The sequence below is a fragment of the uncultured Roseibium sp. genome (genome assembly GCF_963675095.2).
Classification (GTDB): Bacteria; Pseudomonadota; Alphaproteobacteria; order Rhizobiales; family Stappiaceae; genus Roseibium.
The window spans coordinates 1-23,177 of sequence record NZ_CAXXSJ010000050.1 but is presented as its reverse complement, the minus strand read 5'-3'; the positions used below and the strand labels follow the sequence as shown (position 1 = coordinate 23,177).

Genomic DNA, 23,177 nt, shown 5'->3' with positions numbered 1-23,177 from the left:
GTCATTTGATCCCCAGGTCGGCCGGCAGCTTCAGCACCGAAACCAGGCCTCCCGCATCGCCTGCGACCAGGCATTGCCCGTCTTCGGACCAGCTCAGGGAAGTCACGGGTTTGCCGGTTCTGGCGCCTGCCACAAGCGCTTCGCCCTTGCCGGTGGCGCCGATCAGAAGATTGCCGGAGGTGAACCCGCCCGCCACCAGCGTCTCGTCCGGATGGGCCGCGACCGCTGAAACGGTGGCGCCGAAGGCAAAGCCGATTTCGACCGGCATCCGGCCCGCAGGCCCCGTGCCGACAAAAGGCCAGGCCGTGATGGCGTCCGTCCCGGAACAGGCAAGGGTCTTGCCGTCGGCGCTCCAGGCCATCTGGTGGATCTTTCTCGGGTAACCGCCGATCCGGTAGTCGTCCATGGTGACGAGATCCCAGATATGCAGCTCCTTTTCCTGGGTGGCGGTGACGATGAAACGGTCATCCGGCGACCAGGTGACGCCGATGTGGGAGCCTTTCCACTCCAGCGCCATCTCGATGTTGCCGGTGTCCACGCTCAGCACGGAGACACCGCCGTAATGGCTGGCGGCAATGCGCTTGCCCAGGCTGTCCGGGCACAGGCCGGTGATGCAGCCGTTGAGCTCGCAGGACCATGTCTCTTCGCCGGTCAGATCGATCACTGTGACCTGATTGCGGACCGCCAGAGCAACGGTTTCCGAGCCTTCGTTAAACACGAGTGCCTCGACCCAGTCCCCGTCGCTTTCCCAGATCACGTCCGGCTCGGGCGCTGCCGGATCGGCAATCAAAACGACCCGGCCGTCCTGGCCGTAGGACAGGAAACCGGCCCCACACGGAACAAGGCCGGTGCAGGCAACGGAGTGAAGCTCCAGTGTCCTGAGGCAGGACCCGGTGTCCGTATCGATCAGGGCGACGGATCCGTCGCCGAAGGACACGGCTGCCAGATCGCTTTCCGACAGCATGAGACAGGCGGTGACATTGGCGTCGAATGTCAGCCTGGTCGCTTCGATCAGCGGCGAAACGATTTCGGCGCCGGCTCCGTTCGGGGTGGATGCTGCTATCCGGGTCATGCTGCTGCGCACGCCTTGAAGGCGCTCTCCAGTTCGCTCTGGTCCAGATTGCGGCCGATGAAGACAAGGCGGGACTGACGGCTTTCCTCAGGTCCCCAATCCTTGCCCCAGTCGCTGTCCATGACCATGTGAACGCCCTGGAAAACGTAACGCTGTTCATAGCCGGCAAGGGCGAGAATGCCCTTGGTCCTGAGAACGTCAACGCCCCGGTTCTGAATGAACTGGCGCATCCAGCTGGAGAATTTTTCCGGCACGATCGGTGTGTCCGAGATCAGTGAGACCGATGTGATACTGTCGTCGTGCTCGTGGTCTTCCGGGTCCTCGTCCAGGAAATCGGGCTCGATTTCCATCAACCGCTTCAGATCGAAAGACCCCCGGTCGAGCACCTCGATCAGATCGATACCGGCCTTTTCGGTCTTGTGCAGCTTGGCGAACTGGTTGAGCGCGCGGATCTTCTTCTCGACGGTTTCGAGTTCCTCCGGCGTGACCAGGTCGGTCTTGTTCAGGAGAATCGTGTCGGCGAAGGCCACCTGCTCTTCGCATTCGTGGGCGTCATCGACCGTGTCCAGGAAATGCTTCGCATCGACCATGGTGACGACCGCATCGAGCGCGATCTGCTCGCGCAGGTCGTCGTCGACGAAGAAGGTCTGGATGACCGGGCCCGGATCGGCCAGGCCGGTCGTTTCGATCAGAACGCCGTCCAGCTTGTCGGCGCGCTTCAAGAGGCCGCTCATGATGCGGATCAGGTCGCCGCGCACGGTGCAACAGATGCAGCCGTTGTTCATTTCGAAGATTTCTTCGTCCGCGTCGATGACAAGGTCGTTGTCGATGCCCTCTTCACCGAACTCGTTGACGACGACCGCGTATTTCTTGCCGTGCTGTTCGTTCAGGATCCGGTTGAGCAGGGTCGTCTTGCCAGCGCCGAGATATCCGGTAAGCAGCGTGACCGGCGTCTTTTGTGTCGTGTTCTGCATTGCTTGTTGTCCCTGTTGACGCGCGCTTTATCCATGACCGAGGTCAGGATGTCGGAGGGGCACATCGCACCCCTCCGGGATCTTGGGTGTCAGATCAAAGGCCTATACACAGGCCCCCTCAAAGACCCATGGCCGTGAAGGCGGCGCCTTCGACATGTTCCAGGGTCAGGAACAGGCCGACACCGGCCACGACGGCACCCGCCAGACGCGGCTGCATTGCGCCGGCTTCGGTTGCCTTGAACAGGGACTTCATGGCCCATCCGGCCGCGACGGAAATGACGTACTGGGTGATTGCGAGGCCGATCAGGTAGCCGACGAGTACGACGGTCGGTGCGGCGGCTTCAGCGCCGGAGATGCTGACGCCGAAGGCCGATCCGTGGAACAGGCCGGCGGCAGCGAAAGCAACCATCGCCACCGGTGCGGACAGCTTCTTGCCGGACAGGACCACGGCGCCCAGGGCCAGAAGGGAAACGGCGATCGCCACTTCGACAAGCGGCAGGCCGAGGCCGAAGGACATCAGAAGGGTGCCGGCCATCATGGCGCCGATATAGGCCAGAGGTGCCGTGAACTGGCGCCCGGTGAAGACCGCGGCAACGCCGACCAGCGCGACGAAGAAGAGGTGATCGAAGCCGAGGATCGGGTGACCCACACCGGAGGCGAGACCATGGGTGAAGGTCGTCATCGGCGCGCCACCCAGGGGGTGATGCGCGAAGGCCGGGGCGGCTGCCAGGCTCGCGGCGGCGGTCAGCGGTGCCAGTTTCAGGATCCTGGAGAATGCGGCGGACATTTTCATAGTGCTGTACTCCTCTGTAGGTGATCGCTTGTTTTGGTCGTTGTTGCCCCGGACCCAATGCGCCGGGGAATGCTCGATTTCCTCGTTCCTATTGGGCGCTTGGCCGGACGACCGGCGGAGCCTTCGGGTTGTAGCTGCTGGACGAGATCTCCTCCTTGAACTGCTTGGAGCGGTTCACCAGGAACTCGATCAGATGGTTCCGCATCGGGTAGTAGTTGTCGTGGGTGTGCATGTCGCTGCGGGTGCGGGTCTTCGGCAGCGTGTTTTCCAGAATCTCGCAAACCCGTGCCTGGGGACCGTTGGTCATCAGCACCACCCGGTCGGCGAGAAGCAGGGCCTCGTCGATGTCGTGGGTGATCATGAAAACGGTCTGCCCGGTGGAACGGCAGATCGACAACAGTTCGTCCTGCAGGCTGCCGCGGGTCAGAGCATCCAGGGCCGAGAACGGCTCGTCCATCAGCAGGATCTTCGGCTCGATGGAAAAGGCGCGGGCGATGCCGACGCGCTGCTTCATGCCGCCGGAAAGCTGCGACGGTTTCTTGTCTTCCGAACCGGTCAGGTGAACCAGGTCGAGATACTTCTGGCAGTGCTCGCGGATCTTTTCCTTGGACCAGTCGGGCCAGCGCGACTTGACCGCGAAGGCGATGTTTTCCATCGCCGTCATCCACGGCAGCAGCGCGTGGGTCTGGAACACCACGGCGCGATCGAGGCTCGGGCCGATGATTTCGTGACCGTCGGCGATGATGACGCCGTCGGTGGCCGTGTCGAGGCCCGCGAGGATGTTGAGCAGCGTGGTCTTGCCGCAACCGGAATGGCCGATCAGGGTGACGAACTCGCCCTCGGCAACCTTGAACCAGACATCGCCGAAGATCTCGGTTTCCGATTTTCCGTCAGGGGTCGGAAAGGAGCGTTTCAGGCCTTCGATGCTGATCATGGCGGCGGATTCGGACACGCGGGTCTCCTCAGTCGTTTCGGCGGCTGGGTTTGATTGATTGGATACGGACGGCATCACGTTCATTCGGCGTACTCCACGAGGCGGGTCGCCTGCGCGAGGATGAAGTCGAGGCACATACCGATGACGCCGATAAAGAAGATGGCGGTGATCACGCCGGTAATGGAGAGGTTGTTCCATTCGTTCCAGACGAAGTAGCCGATGCCGGTTCCGCCAACGAGCATTTCGGCTGCAACGATCACCAGCCAGGCGATGCCGATGGAGATCCGCATGCCGGTCAGGATGGTGGGGGCTGCCGCCGGCAGGATGACGTTCCACGCCATGCGCGAGCGCGACACCTCAAGCGTCTTGGCGACGTTAAGCCATTCCTTGCGCACGCCGGCGACACCGAACACGGTGTTGATCAGCATCGGCCAGATGGAACAGATGAAAATGACGAAGATCGAGGACATGTCGCTGTCCTTGATCGTGTAGAGGGCGAGCGGCATCCACGCGAGCGGCGACACGGGTTTCAGGACCTGGATGAACGGGTCGACGGCGCGCTGGAAAATCGGCGAAATGCCGATGAAGAAGCCGAGCGGGATCGCCACGATGCAGGCGAGGAAGAAGCCGGTCAGGACGCGGGCGATGGAATAGGCAAGCTGAATGCCGATGCCCTTGTCGTTCGGGCCGTTGTCATAGAAGGGGTTGATGATGTGACCCCAGATCGCTTCACCGACCTCGAGGGGCCCGGGCATGGCCGAGCCCCCCTTGGCAGTGATGCCCATCAAGGCAGCGTATTCCGGGTCCATGTCGACGGCCGGGCCCTTCTGCGCTTCCACCCAGACATGCCAGCCGGCAACAAAGACGGCAAACAGGACAAGGGAAACCATCAGCGCCTGGAGTTTGACTTTATTCGACATGAACTCTTCCTGCTCTTGAAGGGAATAGAAAACGTCAGGTCCGCTTGATGGCGAAGGACTCGACGTATTCCTCGGGTTTCATCGGATCGAAGGTCTTGCCCATGATCTCGTAGGACGCGTAGGTCGCATCCGGCGGGGTCTGGCCGACCGCCTTCATCACGTCGGCGGCGTCGGTGGCGAGATAGACCTGTTCGGCCAGCGCCTTGTAGTTGACGTCGCCTTCGAGATAGCCCCAACGCTTCATCTGCGTCAGGATCCACACACCCATCGAGTGCCACGGGAAGGGATCGAAATCGATCCGGTCCGGTTCGTTGCGCACCTTGCCCAAACCATCGGCGAACCGTCCGGTCAGAACCTGCTCGATCACCGTCTCCGGCTGGTTGAGGTAGTTCTTCGGCGCGATCGCCTTGGAGATTTCCTTCCGGTTCGCCTGGTTGGACGAGTAGGCGGTCGCGTCGATGATCGACTTGAACAGCGCCAGGAAGGTGTTCGGGTTTTCGTCGATGAACTGCTGGCTTGCGGCGAAGGCGCAGCACGGGTGACCCGGCCAGATTTCCTTCGTCAGCTTGTAGATGAAGCCAACGCCATCGTAGACGGCACGCTGGTTGAACGGATCCGGTGACAGATAGCCGTCCACGTTCTCCGCACGCAGGTTCGCAACCATCTCGGGGGGCGGAAGAACGCGGATCTGGATGTCCTTGTCGGGATCCAGGCCGGCCTCGGCCACGTAGTAGCGAAGCAGGAAGTTGTGCATCGAGTACTCGAACGGAACGGCAAAGGTGAAGCCTTTCCAGAGTTTCGGATCCTGCTTGTCCTTGTGCTTGTTGTGCAGCGTGATCGCCTGGCCATTGATGTTTTCAATGGCGGGCATGGTCCACGGCTTTGCCACGGAACCGGAGCCTGCGGTGATCGCCAGCGGCATCGGCGTCAGCATGTGGGCCGCGTCGTATTCCCCGGACAGGGACTTGTCGCGGCTCACCGCCCAGCCGGCCGTCTTGATCACATCCACATCCAGACCGTACTTCTTATAGAAGCCGAGCGGATGCGCCATGATGATCGGCGTCGCGCAGGTGATCGGCACGAAACCGACATTGAGCTTGGACTTTTCGAGCGGACCGGTTGCGTCGATGACCTTCGCCTTGACTTCGTCCAGCGGAATGAACTGGGAAACCGCGGCAATGGCCGTGCTGGCGCCGACGGTGCGCAGGAAAGCACGACGGCTCATGTCGGTCGGGAAGAGGCTCTTCATCACGACATTGTCGACGAGACGGGAAACGACTTCCTCTCTGTTTTCCCAGGACGGGATATCTTCGCCCTGAGCGGCTTCGGCGATCGGCGCGCCACCGGGCAGCCGGTCGTCATAAGCCGGAGAGTTGGCCTTCTTGGAATTCACGCAGTAATAGCGCGAATCCAGGGCTTCGGCTTCCGCCTCGGCCACAGCCGCTCTCTGGTGTTCCCACATGGAGGAGTGCAAGCCGCACGGGCAGCCCTGCCACAATATGGAATTGGGATCAAAGGGATCGCTTAAAGCTCCCATGAAGTCTTCCTTTCGCATTCCGGCGGCAAGTCTGCCACCGTTCGCAACTGGCCTTCCTCAGCCGTAGCCAGCGCATCCGCCGTTAGAGACGCTGACGGTTTGAAAGCCGGCCGGTTCACCTTTAAACCGCCGGTTCGGACGACGTTGCCGTCATCCGAGAAGCTCTTTGGCTGCTATGATGGTCTCGGCCACCTTCGGCAGGGGTTCGTTTCGTTTCATCGAGGACGTCTGCAGCTCGCGGAAGGCATCACCCTCGCTGATGCCGCGCTGCTGCATGAGAATGCCCTTGGCGCGCTCGATCAGCTTGCGGTCGCTGAGGCTGCGTTCGGCGTTTTCCGCGCGGCGTTCCAGGGCGGCGAGTTTTTCGTAACCGGCGATGGCCGCGGTCGCGGCCGCCCGGACCCGGTCCGTGGTCATGCCGATGCACAGGACCGAATGGGCGCCGGCACCCGTCAGGGCGGCGATGTGTTCCGGCAGGTCGGAATCCGTCACTGCCAGAACCGGAATACGGAATTTTTCGGAAAAACCGGCGAGCCCCTTGAGGACGTCCTTGTCGTCGGCGCTGGTGACCGCGACCACGAGGTCCGCCTGGGCCAGGTCCCGCAACCCGCAGGCCTCGCCGACAGAGGCGATGCGGTCCACGACGGTCAGGCCCTTGTCGAACAGCAACGCTTCCAGGAAGGCGTCCCGATCGTCCTGGCGGGCGATCAGAATGGCCTTCAGCCGCTGCGGTTCCTTGAGCCAGACATACATGGGCAAAAACCTTCGTAATATTTTACGAGGTTTATCTTTCAAGGACCGTGCCAACTTCACCCGTTTAAGAAACATTCGTAATTACAAATACTTATTTCAAAATCACCCACGGGACTCGTTTTACGAAAAGTTGGAAAATTTATGTTTTCGTAATAAAAATTACGAAATCTCGTCTTGACGCGGTGCGGGACATTTGCAGGAATGACCTCATGGAAGGGGGACTGCGTTCCATGTCCGCACCGAGTATCCTGGTCGATTTCAAGACCAATGAGCAGTGGCATGCCGCACTCGACAGCATCGAGGCCGCGGTCATCGTCATCGATCCTTACGAGGATCGCATACTCCAGTTCAACGACGCAGCGCTCCGGCTGACCGGCATGCGGGGCTACGGTCTCGGCGGCATGGCGCCAAGCCGCCTGTTTCCCGACCAGCTGCCGGCCTTCACCGGGCTGAGCCTGGAATGCCTGCACACGGGAAGCGCCTGGTCGACCAGTCTGGCGATCGCGGTCAAGGAAGGCGAGCCCAAGCCCGTCGAGCTGTACCTGTCCACCTATTCCGAAGGCGACCGGAAACGCATCGTCATGACCTTCTTCGATCTGCGCCTCGTCAAGATGCGCCGCGCGGAAACCGAGGTCCTGCAGTTCTACCGCAACCGGCAGGCGCCGGTGCGCGAGATCGACGACGTGTTCCGCCAGCTGGAGCGGGGCAACCAGCTGATCCTGCATGCGGCGGGCGAAGGGATCTACGGCGTCGATGCGGAAGGGCTGACCACATTTCTCAATCCGGCCGCCGAACGCATGCTCGGCTGGCGCGCCGAAGAGCTGATCGGACAGGCGGCCCACGGGATATTTCACCACAGCCACGAGGACGGCACCGGCTACGCGATCAAGGCCTGCCCGATCTATGCGGCGTTTCGCGACGGTCTGGTCCACCGGGTGACCGACGAGGTCTTCTGGCGCCGGGACGGAAGCTGTTTTCCGGTCGAGTACACCAGCACCCCCATTCAGGAAAAGGGCAAGCTGCTCGGCGCGGTGGTCGTCTTCCGCGACGTTTCCGAACAGCGCAAGGGACAGCAGGACCTCTTGAACGCGCTGGACGAAGTGGAACGCCTGCGGCACCGGCTGGAACTGGAGAACGCCTATCTGCAGGAGGAACTCAGCGAGGACTACGCCCACCGGGAAATCGTCGGCAACAGCCAGGCGGTCAAGCATGTGCTGCGGCAGATCGAGCTGGTGGCTCCGTCGAACGCGAGCGTCCTGATCACGGGCGAATCCGGCACCGGCAAGGAGCTGATCGCCCGCGCCATCCATGATGCCAGCCCGCGCCGCAACCGTCCGCTGATCCGGGTGAACTGCGCCTCGATCCCGCGGGAGCTGTTCGAAAGCGAGTTCTTCGGCCACGCCAAGGGCGCCTTCACCGGCGCGGTGAGCGAACGGGTCGGCCGGTTCGAACTGGCCGACGGCGGGACGATCTTCCTGGACGAGATCGGGGAACTGCCCCCAGAGCACCAATCAAAGCTCCTGCGCATCCTGCAGGAGCAGCAATTCGAAAGGGTCGGCGAAACCAGAACCCGGGACGTCGACGTCAGGGTGATCGCGGCCACCAACCGCGACCTCCAGGCGGAGGTGCAGCAGAAAGTTTTCCGGGAAGACCTCTATTTCCGCCTGAACGTGTTTCCGATCGAGCTGCCGCCTTTGCGCGAACGGCTGGAGGACATTCCCCTGCTCGCCTCCCTGTTTTTGAAACGGGCCAGCTCCCGGCTGAACAAGCCGGGCCTGCAGATCAGCCTGGGCGATGCGGAACGGCTGCAAGGCTATCACTGGCCGGGCAACATCCGCGAGCTGGAAAACGTCATCGAGCGGGCGGTGATCACCGCGACCGACGGCCGGCTGCGCCTGCATGTACCGGTGACGATTTCCATCCCGGCCGAACCGGAAGTGGAGACCGACCTGCTGGAGCCGGCCCCGTCGCGCAAGATCCTGACGGAGGCCGACCGTCTCGACATGGAGCGCGCGGCGCTGGAAGAAGCCCTTCGCACCTGCAAGGGCCGCGTCTCCGGGCCGAACGGAGCCGCCAAGCTGATGGGCGTCAAACCGACGACGCTCTACTCGCGCCTGCAGCGCTACGGCATCAACGCCAAGGCCTTCAAGCTTTAGGGATCTGCGGCCCGTTGCCGGGCCTCCCAAGTGTCTCGCTTGAAAGACTACGGTCCTTCAGCCAGCCGGCTCAGAAACCCGCGCCCCGCTCTCGGTTGTCATCCCGGTTTGACGCGTCAGCGGCAAGATCGGGATCCAGTACCCCGTGCCGCTCGCGATTGAAAACAAAAGCGAATTCAAAAGCCTACTGGATCCCTGCCTGTGCAGGGAGGGCACCGGAATGTTCGGCCGGTCAGAGCGCCAGCTACGCCAGCCAAACCGGACCCAAGCAATCCAGGCCTAACTTTCACAAAGCGGGTCGGTCACGCCGAGACGCCAGGCGAGCAGGTCCAGCCGGTCCTGACCGAAGAACATTTCGCCGTCGAACACATAGGTCGGAGAGCCGAAGACCCCGGCCGCAATCGCCGCTGCGTTGCCGGCTTCGAACCGGTCGGCGATGTCCCGGGTCTCGGCCGTTTCAAAATGCGCTTCGGCGTCAAGGTCGAGCCCCTTCAGAATTTCTTTCAGGGTCTCGGGATCGGAAATGTCCTGTTCCCTGGCATAAACGGCGGAAAGGATCGCGAAGGAAAGCGGGTGCTGCGGGTGGCCCAGGGCGCCGGTCGCGTAGATCAGCCGGGCGGGCAGTCCGGCGGGCACCGGCCAGTGCTTCGGCTTCGGATTGATCGGCAGTCCCAGACGTTCGGCCTGACGTTTCAGATCCATCAACCGGTAGCTCAGCCGCGCCTGCGGCTGCTTGCCCGGCGGCACGGTTTCGGCAGCCTGGAAGATCCGCTGAATGTCGATCGGCCGGAACTCGACCTCGGCCCCGGCGCACCGTGCAATCTCCATCAGGCGCCGTTCGCCCAGATAGGCAAAACCGGAAATCGGCGCGTAGTAATAGGTGATCGTCCTCATCTTCCGTCTCCGCTTGCGCCTGCGCACCTGAAGCCCGTTGTGCGGCGGCGCATAATGGGTACGCGACTCAGGCCGGAAAGCCAATCTCTGAGCGGTCGGCGAAGGGGCTTATCGGGTGAAATGAACGGTTCTGCTGTGCGGGAAGAGATGGGACCGAAAGCAACAGCCCGGTTCAAGCGTCCCTGACATGACCAGCTACAAAAAAGCCAGCGCTGGAGCGCTGGCCTTATCTGGTGCATATCTCAGCTTGTTAACGGCTGGACTGCGTTTTCTGAACATCGTTACATTTGCCTAAATTCTAATTTTCGTCAATCCTGCAAGAAACAACCAGGGGGCGAAATGACAAGATTGACCACTCTCGGCATTGACCTCGGTACGAATTCCCTCGGTTGGTGCCTGATCGAAACGGATGGCGAACCGGGGCGGAAGGATCAGGGGCAGGTAGTCGATATTGGCGTCCGGATCTTTTCGCAGTCGGAAATGGCCGGCCGCGATCCGAAATCGCTGGCCTCGCTTGCCGTCAACCGGCGCGAGGCGCGGGGAGCGAGGCGCAGGCGAGACCGCTATCTGAAGCGGCGCAAACGCCTGCTCGATCTTCTCACAGAGAATGGTCTGATGCCTGCGGACGAGCCGGGACGTAAAGCACTTTTGAAGGAGACATCGGACGGGAAAGGCGGAGATGTCGGCGGTTCGGTCTATGCCTTGCGCGCAAAAGCGCTGGACGAAGCGCTGACGCCGCATGAGCTCGGCCGGGTGTTGTTCCAGCTCAACCAGCGCCGGGGCTTCAAGTCCAACCGCAAGACCGACAGCAACGATGCCGAACAGGGCAAGATCGCCGAGGCCATCACCCGGTTGGAAACGCAAATGATGGAAGAAGGCGCCCGCAGTTTCGGCGAATGGCTGAACAAGCGCCGTCTTGCCGGGCTCTCGGTGCGTGCGCGCATGACCGCCGACGGCAAGGCCTATACCTTCTATCCGTCCCGTGCGGTTCTGGAGCGCGAATTCGACAGGATCGTCGGCAAGCAAAAACAGTTTCATGCCGGCCTGCTCACGGACGACCTGATCAATGAACTGCGCGAAACGATCTTTTATCAACGCCCCTTGAGGCCGGTGAAGCCCGGCAAGTGCTCCTACAATCCGGCGGAAAACCGCCTACCCAAGGCGCATCCCCTGTTTCAGGCTTTCCGGCTGATGAAGGAGGTCAACGAGCTGGAAATCGTCGGCGAGGACCAGCAGCATCGAAAACTGACGCCGGACCAGCGCGATGTGCTCGCGCTCCTGCTGCGCACCAGCCTCAATAAACAGGGCAAGGCGCCGTTTTCGAAGATGCGTAAGGAGTTGAAACTCGGAAAAGAGGTGCGCTTCAACAAGGAAAGCGACAACCGCAAGGATCTGGACGGGAATGTCGTTCATTTCCGCATGTCGCAACCGGAGTGTTTCGGCAATTCCTGGAGCGCCTTTTCCCTCGACCGTCAGGCTGAAATTACCGAGAAGCTGCGCACGGAGCCCGACCGGGACAGGCTGGTGGAATGGCTGCGCATCGATTGCGGACTTGAGAAGGAAAATGCCCGAACGGTCGCCGACACGCCCATGCCGGAGGGCTACGGCCGCATGGGATCGACGGCACTTGCCTCGCTGCTGGACGAAATGACCCAAGGCCGCGACGAGGACGGCTTTGTCATCACCGAAGCGGCGGCGGCAAAGAATGTTTATGGCCGGACCAACGCGGAAAGCGACCCCAACCGGAAAGGTCTGTCCGAACTTCCGAAATATCAGCAGGTTCTGGAACGGCATATTCCACCGGGAACGGGTGGCGAGGCGGACGAAAAAGCGCCCGAATGGGACGAGGTCATGGGACGGATCACCAACCCGACCGTGCATATCGCCCTCAATCAGCTGCGGCGGGTCGTCAACGGGATCATCCGAAAGCATGGCCGTCCGGACCGGATCGCAATCGAACTCGGTCGCGAGTTGAAGCTGAACGAGCAGAAGCGCAACGACGTCAACCGGCGGATCGGTGAAAACACCAGGGCGGCACAGGCCCGCTCCAAGGAACTGCAGGAGACTTTCAGGCAAACCGATAATGGCTACAATCGTTTGCGATTGAAACTATGGGAAGAACTCAATCCGGATCAGCCCCTCGGCCGGGTCTGTGTTTATTGCGGCACGCCGATCAATGCGGAAAAGCTGTTCAACGGCGAGACGGATATCGACCATATCCTGCCCTATTCGAAGACGCTGGACGACGGTCAGGCCAACAAGATCCTGTGCTGTACGGCATGTAACCGGGTAAAGGCCAACCGGCCGCCGGCGGATGTGCCGCAATGGCGGGCAAGCTACGGCGACATCCTTGCGCGCGCCACGGTGCTGCCGAAAAACAAGCAATGGCGGTTCGCCGAGAATGCCATGGAGCGTTTCGGAGACGAGGAAGGGTTCCTGGCCCGGCAGGTAACCGACATGCAGCATATCTCGCGGCTGGCGCTGACCTATCTGGCGGCTCTCTACGATGCGGAGGAGCCGGACATTGACGGCGTGTTCCGCAAGCACACACGGGTGCGCGCCCTGCCGGGGCGCATGACGGAAATGCTGCGCCGGAACTGGTCGCTGAACGACATCCTTTACGATCATAACCTGACGGATGCCGCAAAGCCGAAGAACCGGCTGGACCATCGGCACCATGCCATCGATGCTGCAGTGATCGCCTGTACCTCCCGCTCCCTGATTCAGAAGCTTGCGACCGCTTCGGCAAAGGCGGAGGAGGACGGGGCGGAAAGAGTAGCAAGCCAGGTGCCGGTGCCTTGGCCCGCCTTTCGCGACGAACTGCGGGATCGCCTCCAGAGGGTTGTCGTAAGTCACAAGCCGGACCACGGCACGGTCTCGCGAAAAGACTACGACAAGGGGCGAGGCCAGACGGCCGGCAAGCTGCACAACGACACCGCCTACGGGTTCACCGGCGAGACGGACGCTAAGGGCAACGAACTGGTGGTGCGCCGGGTGGGCCTGTCCCATTTCAAGAAACCTTCGGACTTGCAAGCAATCCGGGGCAACGAACACGGCCATTCGGAATTGCGCGACCGGCTATTCGAGGCTACGCGCGGTCTGGAGAGCAAGGCGTTCGAGGCTGCGGTGCAGGACTTTGTCGAGAACGATCAAAAGTTCGCCGGCATCCGGCATGTGCGGATCGTGGAGCCCAGAAGTCCGGTCTGGATCACCCATGGCAACGGTAAGCACAAGAAGGGATATCTGCCCGGAGACAATCACCGCTTCGAGGTCTGGGAACTGCCGGACGGCAAATGGGATGCGGAAGTGGTTTCCCTGTTCGATGCGCATAATCCGGACTATGTGCCCAAACTGCGCCTGAAGCACCATAACGCGCGCAAGATCATGAGCCTTATGAAAGGGGACATGGTGGCCTATGACGATCCCGATACCGGAGAGCGTGTTGTCGCCAAGGTGCGCAAGTTCGATCAGCGCAACAAGCAGCTTTACCTAGACCCACACCATGAGGCCGGCAATCTGGACGAGCGGGAGAGGCAGAAGACCTACAAGCCGTTCCGCCCAATGCCGAATCCCTTGAAAAAGGCGAAACCGCGTCAGGTTCGCATCGACGAGATCGGTCAGGTTTTCGATCCCGGTCCCTGGTGGGAAAAATAAACGGGTTAACCAAACGTTAAGGTCACGGAAGCCGGTCGCTTCATTCGATGGTATTGTTTCGCCATGCAACGCGTGGTCGATTTATCTTCGGATGGCCTGCATGTCGCTGTCCATCGTGGCTTCCTCACCGTTTCAAAAAACAGGGAGGAGCAGGGTCGTATCGCGCTCGACGATATCGGCGGCGTTATCGCGCATGCCCATGGTCTGACATGGTCCAACACGGTGTTCACGCGCCTTGCCGAGCGTTCCGTTCCGGTGGTGCTTTGTGCCCAAAATCATGCACCGGTCGCCTGTGTCTGGCCGCTTGAAGGCAATCATGCGCAAGGCGCCCGTTTGAACGCTCAGGCGGATGCGTCGAAACCTCTTGCCAAACGTCTCTGGCGCGACATCGTAGTGGCAAAGATCCGGATGCAGGGTGCCATTCTCGCCTCTGCCGGGGGAGAAGCGGGCGCCTTCGATAGGCTGGCCCGAAAAGTCCGCTCCGGAGATCCCGACAATGTGGAGGCTCAGGCCGCGCGCCGCTACTGGCAGGCATTGATGGGAGAAGCGTTCCGGCGCGATACCTCCGGAGAGGGAACGAATGCCCTGCTCAACTACGGCTATACGGTGCTGCGGGCTATTGTCAGCCGGGCGATCTGTGCCGCAGGACTTCACCCGACCCTCGGCCTGCACCATTCGAATCGCGGCAATGCGTTTGCACTGGCAGACGACCTGATGGAACCCTATCGCCCGCTTGTCGACCGACTGGTCTTCAATCTTGTTCGGGACGGCGCGGAGGAGGTTACGCCGGAAACACGGTCAGCTTTGGTGCGTGTCACGAGCTTCGATCTGGAAAGCATCCAGGGCATGAGCCCCCTTTATATGCATGTCACCCGCCTCGCGCAGCAACTGGCGACAATCTTCCAGGCAGGCGCGGGTCAACTGGAGTTGCCATCCGCGCCCTCTCCTCTTGTTTTGTCAGCGCTCGGCCGGCAGCCGGAGGCGACGACATGACGACGCTCTACACACAAGAACGGGGAAAGCGGAGCGAACCGACGCACTTGTCCGCTTACAGGCTGATGTGGATGTTAGTAACTTTCGATTTGCCGGTTGAAACGAAGAAACAACGCGCCGCAGCCACGAAATTCCGCCAGTTTCTGCTGGACCAGGGCTTCGAAATGAGTCAGCTTTCGAATTATCTCAGACTGGTCAACGGTCAAGAACAGTTCGAAACCCATGTACGTCGTATCGAATCAAACCTGCCGGAGCGCGGCGATGTTTTCATCTTCCAATTCACGGACAGGCAATATGAAAACATTGTGCGGTTCAGTGACCAGTCGCGCCGTGCGCGCCGGAAAAACCCCGATCAGATCGCGCTCTTTTAGCAGAAAAGCACCACTTTTTGAGCGCTCAACGGCCCAATTCGCTATTGATATCAACGAATTGGGCCATCAGCGAGTGTAGCTGTTCAGAAAACGCAGGCCAACCGCAACACCGCAACAACTGGAACCATGGGCTACTGGAGTGTAGCTGTTCAGAAAACGCAGGCCAACCGCAACTACGGATGCATCATGGCCGGCGATTGGGAAAGTGTAGCTGTTCAGAAAACGCAGGCCAACCGCAACTTGTCGTGGTCACGGTGGATGAAGTCCGGAAGTGTAGCTGTTCAGAAAACGCAGGCCAACCGCAACGCAGTCGTCCGTTGAGGTTTTTATCGTAACAGTGTAGCTGTTCAGAAAACGCAGGCCAACCGCAACATCGAGCAGCGCAAGCGATGTTCTGTGGTTAGTGTAGCTGTTCAGAAAACGCAGGCCAACCGCAACTTCTGAGTGCCTACCTCACGGAAATCGGAGAGTGTAGCTGTTCAGAAAACGCAGGCCAACCGCAACCGAGCGCCGGACATGTAGATGAAGGTGAGCAGTGTAGCTGTTCAGAAAACGCAGGCCAACCGCAACACTCCGGCGTAGCTGCTAGTTCCATTTTCAAGTGTAGCTGTTCAGAAAACGCAGGCCAACCGCAACTTCCAACCCTTGGCGTAGTTCGCCTTGTAGAGTGTAGCTGTTCAGAAAACGCAGGCCAACCGCAACCGGGACTGGTGGCTGAACTTTACGGCGGTTAGTGTAGCTGTTCAGAAAACGCAGGCCAACCGCAACCAGGGGCGCTCCACATCGGGCGCGCGGGTGAGTGTAGCTGTTCAGAAAACGCAGGCCAACCGCAACCGGGCAGAAACCGGAACGTTGTCCGGTCCAAGTGTAGCTGTTCAGAAAACGCAGGCCAACCGCAACTGGGCAGGCGAACGCCATGCCATGCATGGAAGTGTAGCTGTTCAGAAAACGCAGGCCAACCGCAACCGGATCTGATATGAAAGCCCGCTATCCGTCAGTGTAGCTGTTCAGAAAACGCAGGCCAACCGCAACATGATTACGTGACGATAAGACGATGACCTGAGTGTAGCTGTTCAGAAAACGCAGGCCAACCGCAACTCGACGATGAGCCGGTCGGCACCGAGTTCCAGTGTAGCTGTTCAGAAAACGCAGGCCAACCGCAACGACGTGCTTCACTTCGAGCCATGTGAGAGCAGTGTAGCTGTTCAGAAAACGCAGGCCAACCGCAACCGCTCACCCGTGAGATAGGTCCGCCCCGCAAGTGTAGCTGTTCAGAAAACGCAGGCCAACCGCAACGTCGATGCCCCGCCGCCGCCGGCAAAGCAAAGTGTAGCTGTTCAGAAAACGCAGGCCAACCGCAACTGGGCCGATCCGTAAAGCGTCATGGTCAGTAGTGTAGCTGTTCAGAAAACGCAGGCCAACCGCAACCTGCGGTCAGGAAGCTGTTCGCGATGCGAAAGTGTAGCTGTTCAGAAAACGCAGGCCAACCGCAACTGTCGACGTGTCCTATGACAATTTGACCTGAGTGTAGCTGTTCAGAAAACGCAGGCCAACCGCAACGCCCTTTTTCACTTTACCGTAAACACGGACAGTGTAGCTGTTCAGAAAACGCAGGCCAACCGCAACTGCCGATGCCGAGCGATGCATCAATGACAGAGTGTAGCTGTTCAGAAAACGCAGGCCAACCGCAACTACCCAAAGCAGATCGAATTTCACACGAACAGTGTAGCTGTTCAGAAAACTCACGCTACTTCAAACGCCCAAAACGAAAAAAGCCCCGGAGAACCGGAGCTTTTTGTCGTGTTTCTGGATCATCTGAAACGATCCGAAACCGGATATTGGTGCCCAGGAGAGGACTCGAACCTCCACGCCCTTGCGAGCACCAGCACCTGAAGCTGGCGCGTCTACCAATTCCGCCACCTGGGCATTGAGCCTGTTTTGATGAGACGGCCAAGGTCTTTCGATCCGCGCCGCCAGCCTTCAAAGCCGGGCTCAGGTGGGCGCTTGTAAGGGTCTGTCGGGGACTTGTCAATCACCCTTTTGCAGACAATTTCATTCCCGCACGGGAAGCCTCGTGCGCGTGCCGCTACTGGGCTCTTCACATAGGGCCGGCAAAGGGCTAAGAGACTGTACGGCCCCCGGTTTCAGACCGGCGGGACACAGGATTCTTCTGCAGGTCGCGGCCCTCAGGCACGCGACATTAATACCAGACGTGAGAGGCAAGCGGCCATGTCCACGGCTTTGAATGGAAAACTCGTCACGGTCTTCGGTGCGTCCGGGTTCGTCGGGCGCCATGTGGTGCAGGCGCTGGCAAAGCGCGGCTACCGGGTGCGCGCCGCCGTGCGCCGGCCGGACCTGGCGACCCACCTGCAGCCGCTCGGCGCGCCGGGGCAGATCATGCCCGTCCAGGCGAACCTGCGCTACCGCTGGTCCGTCGACCGGGCCGTGCAGGGCGCGGATGCGGTCGTCAACGCGGTCGGCATCCTGGCTCCGAGCGGCAAGCAGACCTTCGACGCGGTCCAGGACTTCGGCCCGCGCGCCATCGCCGAAGCCGCCCGCGGCGCCGGTCTTTCCGCCATCACCCATATCTCGGCCATCGGCGCGGATGCGGATAGCGCATCCGCCTATGCCCGCTCCAAGGCGGCCGGCGAGGCCGGCGTGATGGAGACCCTGCCGGACAGCATCATCCTGCGGCCGTCGATCATTTTCGGCACGGAAGACGACTTCTTCAACAAGTTCGCCGGCATGGCACGGTTTTCGCCGGCCCTGCCGCTGATCGGCGGCGGCCATACCAAGTTCCAGCCGGTCTATGTCTGCGACGTGGCCGAGGCCGTCGCCAAAGCCGTCGACGGCGAGCTGACCGCGGGCACGACCTATGAGCTCGGCGGACCGGAAGTTCGGACGTTCCGCGAGTGCCTGGAAGAAATGATGGCGGTCACGCGCAAGCAGCGCATGCTGGTGCCGCTGCCGTTCGAGATCGCGTCCGTCCTGGGCAAGATCATGCAGATGCTGCCCAAGCCGATGCTGACGGCCGACCAGGTGGCGCTGTTGAAGACCGACAACGTGGTGTCGGAAGCCGCTGCCAGCGAGTGCCGAACCCTTGCCGGCATGGGCATCAGCCCGACCACTTTGGCGACGATCCTGCCGACCTACCTGGACCGCTTCCGCGAACACGGCCAGTACGACGCCCACCGCATCGCCTGAGGGGGCTGTGCCACTTGCACCCCTCTCCCCCCTTGAGGGGGAGATGTCCGCGAAAGCGGACAGAGGGGGGTGTTGGGCCTCGCGGCATGAGCCGACGCCCGAATATAAAATGACTGCCGTTACCCCCCTCTGTCACCTTCGGTGACATCTCCCCCTCAAGGGGGGAGAGGGGTGCAAAGCTGCGAAGCTATCCTCAATTCGCATGACTGAGTTGGTCGCACCGGACAGGCGATCTTTGCGGCGCCACACACCCCGATTGTCACCCCGGGCGAACGCAGTGAGACCCGGGGCCTACTCGTTTGCAGAGCCGGCGCTCCCTTCACCAAAGCTGCGGCAAGTGGTTCTGCGAGTAGGCCCCGGCTCAGGGCCGGGGTGACGGTGGTGTGTAAGATCATCGCCGTGCCCATCACTGTCATCCGAGACAAGTCAGACATAGCCGAATACTGATCCGGAATGACGGGAGAGAATTGCCGGTCCGGGAACGGCGAATACCCGGAAACGTTTCCATTTCTCCGGGAACCACTCTAGGCTGAACCGGTCTCAATCAGATCCGGGTGCGCCATGTCCGTTTCCGCCAAGGTGACGCTGCTGTTCGTCGTGTTCATCGACCTGCTCGGCCAGGGGCTGGTGTTTCCGATCCTGAACAGCCTGATCATGGAGCCGACCTCGCCGCTACTGGCGAAATCCGTCTCGGATCCGACACGCCATCTGGACTACGGGCTCGTCATCGGCGCCTTCTTCATCGCCTGGTTTCTGGGCGCGCCTTACATCTCCAAACTTTCCGATGTGATCGGCCGCAAGCGCGCCATCCTGATCTGCCTGGCCGGCGCCCTGGCCGGCTACGCGATCACCATCGCCGCCCTTTATGTGAACAGCTTCCTGCTCTTGATCCTCGGGCGGGTGATCACCGGCTTTACCGCCGGAAACCAGCCGATTGCCCAGGCGGCCATGATCGATGCCAGCGCCAACGAGGAAGAGCGCGTGCGCAACATGGGCTATATCATTACGGGCGTGAGCTTCGGGCTGGTGGGCGGGCCGATCATCGGCGGGCTGCTGTCGGACCCAAACCTAATCGGTGTTAACGTGGGCCTCATCGGTGCCGATGCGGGCCTGAAGCTGCCGTTCTACGCCGCCTTCGCGCTGGTGGCCGTGGCGATTGTCATGGTGCTCGCCTTTTATCGCGAGGTCCGGACCGAGACGGCGGCGTTTACCTTCAAGCCGGCTGAAATCTTCGAGCTGTTGTGGCGGGTGAAATCCTATCCGCTGGTGCTGCGGCTGGTCATCGTCCTCGTCTTCTTCCAGATCGCCAACATGACATTCTACGTCTTCGTCGACAATTACATGTCCAGCCGCTTCGGCTACGGCGCCTTCGGCGGCAGCATGATCATGCTGACGATCGGCGTGGCGCTTGCCTTTTCAAGCACGTTTCTGGTCGTGCCCGCCCAGCGCCGGTTCGGCAAGCAGACGATCATCGCCGGGAACCTGATCGTGTGGGCGGTCTGTGCCGCGCTGTTCGTGCTCTCCCCGGTCGCGCTGCTGTGCTTCGTTCCGGTGTTCGCATTTTATTTCGTGTTCGGCATTTCCTATCCGACGTTCCTCGGCCTGTTCTCGGAAAGCGTCAGCGACGAGGAACAGGGCTGGGTCATGGGCATCACCATTGCCGTCTTCACCCTGATTGCCGGCATCGTGTCGCTGGCGGGCGGCGACCTGATGGGCATCAATATCCGCCTGCCGTTCTACATCACGATTGTCGCGGCCCTGACCGGCATCGTGGTGCTGTTCTTTTCCTGGAACAGCCCGGCGATCAAACGGCTGACGCGCAAGGCTTAGAAAGAGCTGCGGGCTCCGGATTTCCCCGGCCCCGCTTCTCCGCATGGTCATCGCTTTTCGTGGTAACGCCAATCCGACGGACCCCGGTCCGGATGCCACGGGGCCAGGATGTAGCCCGTGGACGTCCGGGTCACGCCGATGTCGTCCAGTTCGCGGTCGTTGAGTTTGCTCAGCGCCTTTTCGGTCACGCGCCGGCGGTGGGCGCGGTAGAGCGTCGTGGTGATGGCCTGCAGCACGCGGATGACGAGCGAGCGGCCGCGCTGGCGGCGGCCGAAGGTGGTTTCCAGTGTCAGTGTCATGTCCTGTCTCCTGTCGTTCCCGGCGGTCTGAAACCTGTTGAAACTCCGGGCTTGAGGAGACTTTGACAGGGCATACCTGACAGCAGTGAGTCAGGTTTGATCCGGTTCTGTTCCAGTTAGTTATTTTTTACGGTAGGAAAGATCAGGAGGAAGGAGCGACCCCATGAACCCGATCGAGCGTGCGCTTGGCATTCTGCTGCTGTTGAGCAGCGGCAAGCTGGTCAGCGCGACCACGCTGGCCGAGCGGTTCGACGTGTCGCTCAGGACCATCTACCGGGACATCGACCGGCTGATCGCGCTCGGGGTTCCGGTCGACGCGGAGCGCGGGGCGGAAGGCGGTTACCGGCTCGCCAAGGGCTATCTGCATCCGCCGGTGGCGCTCAGCCGAAACGAGACAGCGGCGCTTCTGTCGGCGCTTGCGCTGATCCGCTCCATCCGCACCACGCCGCTGGCGGCCGACCTGGACGCGGCCGAACGCAAGCTGGTCGCCTCCCTGCCGAAGGCCGTGCACGACCTGCTCAGCCAGGCCGACCGGATCATCGGCATCGAGCCGGTGCCGGCCGATATCTTCCATGCAGGCACCAAGGCGGAGCCAACCGGCGCATGGCAGCGGGCGCTCGACGGCTTCATGCTCGGTCTTCTGGAAAGCCGTCGGGTGCGGTTCGACTATGCCAACCCCAGCCGGCGGGAGATCAGGGCCCATGACGTGGAGCCCTACGGCATCCTGTTCGACCGGGACCTGTGGTATCTGGCCGGGCGCTGCGTCGATACGGATATCCTGAAGATCTACCGGGCCGACCGGGCGAGCGACCTGGAGGTCAGCGGCTTCCGCTTCCGGCCGTCGAAGGATTTTACAGTCCAGTCCCTGCTGGGCGGCGTCTGGCTGGAGCGGGCCATGCGCCGTTGGGAAAAGGAGGGGCCGGTCGCGCGGATCAAGGTCACCGCCGACCAGGCGCGCAAGCTCAGCGCCGACTGGTACTACAAGCACGCGGCCTTCGCCCCGGCGGACGACGGCAGTATCGTGATCGGCATTCCCAACGCCAGCAGCGAGCGCATCCTGCCGCTGGTGCGCTGGCTTGGACCCGGAGCGGAAATCCTCGAGCCGACCGAGTTGCGGCAGGAACTGATTACGGAACTCAACGGCATGGCCGCCGTGCATGGCGGCGACCGTTAAGCGAAAGACGCCCGTTCAGCCGACCAGGTAAAGCCCGGCAAAACCTGCGAGACCGACAAAGATCCGCCAGTAGGCGAAGGGTGCGAAGCCGTGGCGGCTGACGAAATCGAGCAGGCCCCGGACCACGAACACGCCGGCGATGAAGGAGGCGATGAAGCCGACGGTGATGATCGCCGCATCGTCGACCGACAGCACGTTGCGGTTCTTGTAGAGGTCGTAGGTGAAGGCCCCGACCATGGTCGGCATTGCGAGAAAGAAGGAAAACTCCGCCGCCGAGCGCTTGTCCGTGCCGAGCAGCAAGGAGCCCGCGATGGTCGAGCCGGAGCGGGACACGCCGGGAACCATGGCCAGGCACTGGAACACGCCGATCACGAAACAGAGCCAGAGCGGATAGTCCATCACGTTGGTGTAGCGCGGTTTCAGGTCCAGCCGATCGATCCACAACAGGATGATGCCGCCGATCAGCAGCGTGGAGCAGATCAGCGCCGGCGATTCAAACAGCACTTCCTTGATGAACCCATGCGCCATGACGCCGATCACGGCGGCCGGCAGGAAGGCGAGCAGGATGCCGATGACGAAGCGGCGGGCATTCTGGTCACTGGGCAGAGCCGCTGCGATCTTCCACAACCGCGCGGAATAGACCGTCAGGATCGCCAGGATGGCGCCGAGCTGGATCAGCACCTCAAAGGTCTTGCCGGTGCTTTCGAACCCTAAAAAATGCCCCAGCAGGAGAATGTGCCCGGTGGAGGAAACGGGGATGAATTCCGTCAGCCCTTCCACGATCCCGAGGATCAGTGCATCGAAAAACGTCTGTCCGTCCATAACCGCTTGTCACTCCGAATCAATCGATAAAGGAAATCCCGCGCCTATTGCTCTGCTTAAGCAGGCGCCATGTCAAATTCTTGTCGGTACGGCAATATCAATCCCTTGATAACCTTGTTCCAGTCATAATTGACAGCTAGGCGCTGCGTGGTTGCTGGCCTAAAAGGCCAGCCTCCTCTCCCGCCCGTTTCAAGGCCCTGTCAGAAGCCCCATATGCTCACGCTGTATCACCATCCCTTTTCGCCGTCGTCGCGCTTTGTCCGCCTCGTGCTTGCCGAGTACCAGGCTGCCTTCGAGGAGGTGCAGGTCAACCCCTGGGAGCGGCAGCGGGAACTGCTGGAGCTGAACGCGGCGGGCACGGTGCCGGTGCTGGTGGAAAACGGCGGACCGGCGATCTGCGGTCCGGGGCCCATCATGGAATATCTGGACGAAACCCGCGGCTATGCGGTGGGCGACCGGCGGCTGATGCCCGACCATCCGGAAGCGCGTGCCGAAACCCGCCGGCTGGTGGACTGGTCGCTCGGCAAATTCGATCAGGAAGCCGTCGGCCATCTGGTGCGCGAACGGATCTACAAGCAGGCCATGCCGCGCTCTGCCGGCGGCGGCGAGCCGGATTCGGCGGTGCTTCGGGTCGCCCGGGCGAACATTCCCCATCACCTGCGCTATTTCGGCTATCTTGTCGCCTCGCGCCGCTGGCTTGCTGGCGACCGGCTGTCCTTTGCCGATTTCGCGCTGGCGGCCGAGCTTTCCTGCGCGGACTATCTGGGCGAAGTGAAATGGGCGGAAGAGGAAAACGT

18 protein-coding genes, 1 tRNA gene and 1 CRISPR repeat array are annotated in these 23,177 nt (G+C 61.3%); of the genes, 8 read left to right on the top strand and 11 right to left on the bottom strand.

The window, feature by feature from the left end:
• Position 1 precedes the first annotated feature (1 nt).
• The 7 genes from ABIN98_RS19200 to ABIN98_RS19170 form a co-directional block, all read right to left on the bottom strand.
• Entirely contained in the window at positions 2 to 1,072 is a 1,071-nt protein-coding gene (locus tag ABIN98_RS19200; protein WP_346912167.1) for a WD40 repeat domain-containing protein, read from the bottom strand.
• Entirely contained in the window at positions 1,069 to 2,046 is a 978-nt protein-coding gene (locus tag ABIN98_RS19195) for a GTP-binding protein (protein WP_346912166.1), read from the bottom strand. Before ABIN98_RS19195 ends, ABIN98_RS19200 begins: the two co-directional genes overlap by 4 nt.
• Positions 2,047 to 2,164: 118 nt before the next feature.
• Complete coding sequence (locus tag ABIN98_RS19190; protein WP_346912165.1) at positions 2,165 to 2,839, bottom strand: HupE/UreJ family protein; 675 nt, start codon at positions 2,837 to 2,839, stop codon at positions 2,165 to 2,167.
• Positions 2,840 to 2,927: 88 nt separating this feature from the next.
• Complete coding sequence (locus ABIN98_RS19185) at positions 2,928 to 3,773, bottom strand: ABC transporter ATP-binding protein (protein WP_346912176.1); 846 nt, start codon at positions 3,771 to 3,773, stop codon at positions 2,928 to 2,930.
• Positions 3,774 to 3,853: 80 nt separating this feature from the next.
• Complete coding sequence (gene ntrB, locus ABIN98_RS19180; protein ID WP_346912164.1) at positions 3,854 to 4,693, bottom strand: nitrate ABC transporter permease; 840 nt, start codon at positions 4,691 to 4,693, stop codon at positions 3,854 to 3,856.
• A gap of 34 nt (positions 4,694 to 4,727) precedes the next feature.
• Positions 4,728 to 6,230 (bottom strand): CmpA/NrtA family ABC transporter substrate-binding protein, encoded by a 1,503-nt coding sequence (locus ABIN98_RS19175; RefSeq protein ID WP_394701562.1) that lies wholly within the window; start codon positions 6,228 to 6,230, stop codon positions 4,728 to 4,730.
• Positions 6,231 to 6,380: 150 nt separating this feature from the next.
• Entirely contained in the window at positions 6,381 to 6,983 is a 603-nt protein-coding gene (locus ABIN98_RS19170) for an ANTAR domain-containing protein (RefSeq protein WP_346912163.1), read from the bottom strand.
• A gap of 209 nt (positions 6,984 to 7,192) precedes the next feature.
• Here ABIN98_RS19170 and ABIN98_RS19165 point away from each other — a divergent pair, with 209 nt between their 5' ends.
• Positions 7,193 to 9,139 (top strand): sigma 54-interacting transcriptional regulator, encoded by a 1,947-nt coding sequence (locus tag ABIN98_RS19165; protein WP_346912162.1) that lies wholly within the window; start codon positions 7,193 to 7,195, stop codon positions 9,137 to 9,139.
• Positions 9,140 to 9,418: 279 nt separating this feature from the next.
• On the opposite strand, the gene ABIN98_RS19160 is transcribed toward ABIN98_RS19165, so the two are convergent.
• Positions 9,419 to 10,033 (bottom strand): 2-hydroxychromene-2-carboxylate isomerase, encoded by a 615-nt coding sequence (locus ABIN98_RS19160; protein WP_346912161.1) that lies wholly within the window; start codon positions 10,031 to 10,033, stop codon positions 9,419 to 9,421.
• Between the two features lie 339 nt (positions 10,034 to 10,372).
• Between ABIN98_RS19160 and cas9 the strand changes: the two genes are divergently transcribed.
• From cas9 to cas2, 3 genes are all read left to right on the top strand, one after another.
• On the top strand, positions 10,373 to 13,687 hold the full coding sequence (gene cas9 / locus ABIN98_RS19155) for a type II CRISPR RNA-guided endonuclease Cas9 (protein ID WP_346912160.1): 3,315 nt from the start codon (positions 10,373 to 10,375) through the stop codon (positions 13,685 to 13,687).
• Positions 13,688 to 13,750: 63 nt separating this feature from the next.
• Positions 13,751 to 14,680 (top strand): type II CRISPR-associated endonuclease Cas1, encoded by a 930-nt coding sequence (cas1, locus tag ABIN98_RS19150; protein WP_346912159.1) that lies wholly within the window; start codon positions 13,751 to 13,753, stop codon positions 14,678 to 14,680.
• Entirely contained in the window at positions 14,677 to 15,051 is a 375-nt protein-coding gene (cas2, locus tag ABIN98_RS19145) for a CRISPR-associated endonuclease Cas2 (protein ID WP_346912158.1), read from the top strand. The genes cas1 and cas2 overlap by 4 nt, the downstream gene beginning before the upstream one ends.
• 72 nt (positions 15,052 to 15,123) lie before the next feature.
• Positions 15,124 to 16,809: a CRISPR direct-repeat array (repeat unit 36 nt; unit sequence AGTGTAGCTGTTCAGAAAACGCAGGCCAACCGCAAC).
• Positions 16,810 to 16,890: 81 nt separating this feature from the next.
• Here cas2 and ABIN98_RS19140 read toward each other — a convergent pair.
• A tRNA-Leu gene (locus ABIN98_RS19140) sits at positions 16,891 to 16,977 on the bottom strand.
• A 303-nt stretch (positions 16,978 to 17,280) separates the two neighbouring features.
• On the opposite strand from ABIN98_RS19140, the gene ABIN98_RS19135 reads away from it, so the two are divergent.
• Both ABIN98_RS19135 and ABIN98_RS19130 read left to right on the top strand, forming a co-directional pair.
• On the top strand, positions 17,281 to 18,255 hold the full coding sequence (locus ABIN98_RS19135) for a complex I NDUFA9 subunit family protein (protein WP_346912157.1): 975 nt from the start codon (positions 17,281 to 17,283) through the stop codon (positions 18,253 to 18,255).
• A gap of 561 nt (positions 18,256 to 18,816) precedes the next feature.
• Positions 18,817 to 20,085, top strand: coding sequence for an MFS transporter (locus tag ABIN98_RS19130; protein WP_346912156.1), 1,269 nt, complete (start codon positions 18,817 to 18,819; stop codon positions 20,083 to 20,085).
• Positions 20,086 to 20,132: 47 nt separating this feature from the next.
• On the opposite strand, the gene ABIN98_RS19125 is transcribed toward ABIN98_RS19130, so the two are convergent.
• Positions 20,133 to 20,384: a DUF1127 domain-containing protein gene (locus ABIN98_RS19125; RefSeq protein ID WP_346912155.1), complete on the bottom strand. Its 252-nt coding sequence runs from the start codon at positions 20,382 to 20,384 to the stop codon at positions 20,133 to 20,135.
• A gap of 163 nt (positions 20,385 to 20,547) precedes the next feature.
• Between ABIN98_RS19125 and ABIN98_RS19120 the strand changes: the two genes are divergently transcribed.
• Positions 20,548 to 21,558 carry a WYL domain-containing protein gene (locus ABIN98_RS19120; protein ID WP_346912154.1) on the top strand — a complete coding sequence of 337 codons (1,011 nt, stop codon included), beginning with the start codon at positions 20,548 to 20,550 and terminating at the stop codon, positions 21,556 to 21,558.
• A gap of 15 nt (positions 21,559 to 21,573) precedes the next feature.
• On the opposite strand, the gene ABIN98_RS19115 is transcribed toward ABIN98_RS19120, so the two are convergent.
• Entirely contained in the window at positions 21,574 to 22,380 is an 807-nt protein-coding gene (locus tag ABIN98_RS19115) for an undecaprenyl-diphosphate phosphatase (protein ID WP_346912153.1), read from the bottom strand.
• 213 nt (positions 22,381 to 22,593) lie between these two features.
• Here ABIN98_RS19115 and ABIN98_RS19110 point away from each other — a divergent pair.
• A partial coding sequence (locus ABIN98_RS19110) for a glutathione S-transferase family protein (RefSeq protein ID WP_346912152.1) occupies positions 22,594 to 23,177 on the top strand: 584 nt, incomplete at its 3' end.

Excerpts from the sequence above, each read along its gene's own strand:
- ABIN98_RS19200 (WP_346912167.1), bottom strand. The coding sequence starts at position 1,072 with ATGACCCGGATAGCAGCATCCACCCCGAACGGAGCCGGCGCCGAAATC.
- ABIN98_RS19195 (WP_346912166.1), bottom strand. The coding sequence starts at position 2,046 with ATGCAGAACACGACACAAAAGACGCCGGTCACGCTGCTTACCGGATAT.
- ABIN98_RS19190 (WP_346912165.1), bottom strand. The coding sequence starts at position 2,839 with ATGAAAATGTCCGCCGCATTCTCCAGGATCCTGAAACTGGCACCGCTG.
- ABIN98_RS19185 (WP_346912176.1), bottom strand. The coding sequence starts at position 3,773 with ATGATCAGCATCGAAGGCCTGAAACGCTCCTTTCCGACCCCTGACGGA.
- ntrB (WP_346912164.1), bottom strand. The coding sequence starts at position 4,693 with ATGTCGAATAAAGTCAAACTCCAGGCGCTGATGGTTTCCCTTGTCCTG.
- ABIN98_RS19175 (WP_394701562.1), bottom strand. The coding sequence starts at position 6,230 with ATGGGAGCTTTAAGCGATCCCTTTGATCCCAATTCCATATTGTGGCAG.
- ABIN98_RS19170 (WP_346912163.1), bottom strand. The coding sequence starts at position 6,983 with ATGTATGTCTGGCTCAAGGAACCGCAGCGGCTGAAGGCCATTCTGATC.
- ABIN98_RS19165 (WP_346912162.1), top strand. The coding sequence starts at position 7,193 with ATGGAAGGGGGACTGCGTTCCATGTCCGCACCGAGTATCCTGGTCGAT.
- ABIN98_RS19160 (WP_346912161.1), bottom strand. The coding sequence starts at position 10,033 with ATGAGGACGATCACCTATTACTACGCGCCGATTTCCGGTTTTGCCTAT.
- cas9 (WP_346912160.1), top strand. The coding sequence starts at position 10,373 with ATGACAAGATTGACCACTCTCGGCATTGACCTCGGTACGAATTCCCTC.
- cas1 (WP_346912159.1), top strand. The coding sequence starts at position 13,751 with ATGCAACGCGTGGTCGATTTATCTTCGGATGGCCTGCATGTCGCTGTC.
- cas2 (WP_346912158.1), top strand. The coding sequence starts at position 14,677 with ATGACGACGCTCTACACACAAGAACGGGGAAAGCGGAGCGAACCGACG.
- ABIN98_RS19135 (WP_346912157.1), top strand. The coding sequence starts at position 17,281 with ATGTCCACGGCTTTGAATGGAAAACTCGTCACGGTCTTCGGTGCGTCC.
- ABIN98_RS19130 (WP_346912156.1), top strand. The coding sequence starts at position 18,817 with ATGTCCGTTTCCGCCAAGGTGACGCTGCTGTTCGTCGTGTTCATCGAC.
- ABIN98_RS19125 (WP_346912155.1), bottom strand. The coding sequence starts at position 20,384 with ATGACACTGACACTGGAAACCACCTTCGGCCGCCGCCAGCGCGGCCGC.
- ABIN98_RS19120 (WP_346912154.1), top strand. The coding sequence starts at position 20,548 with ATGAACCCGATCGAGCGTGCGCTTGGCATTCTGCTGCTGTTGAGCAGC.
- ABIN98_RS19115 (WP_346912153.1), bottom strand. The coding sequence starts at position 22,380 with ATGGACGGACAGACGTTTTTCGATGCACTGATCCTCGGGATCGTGGAA.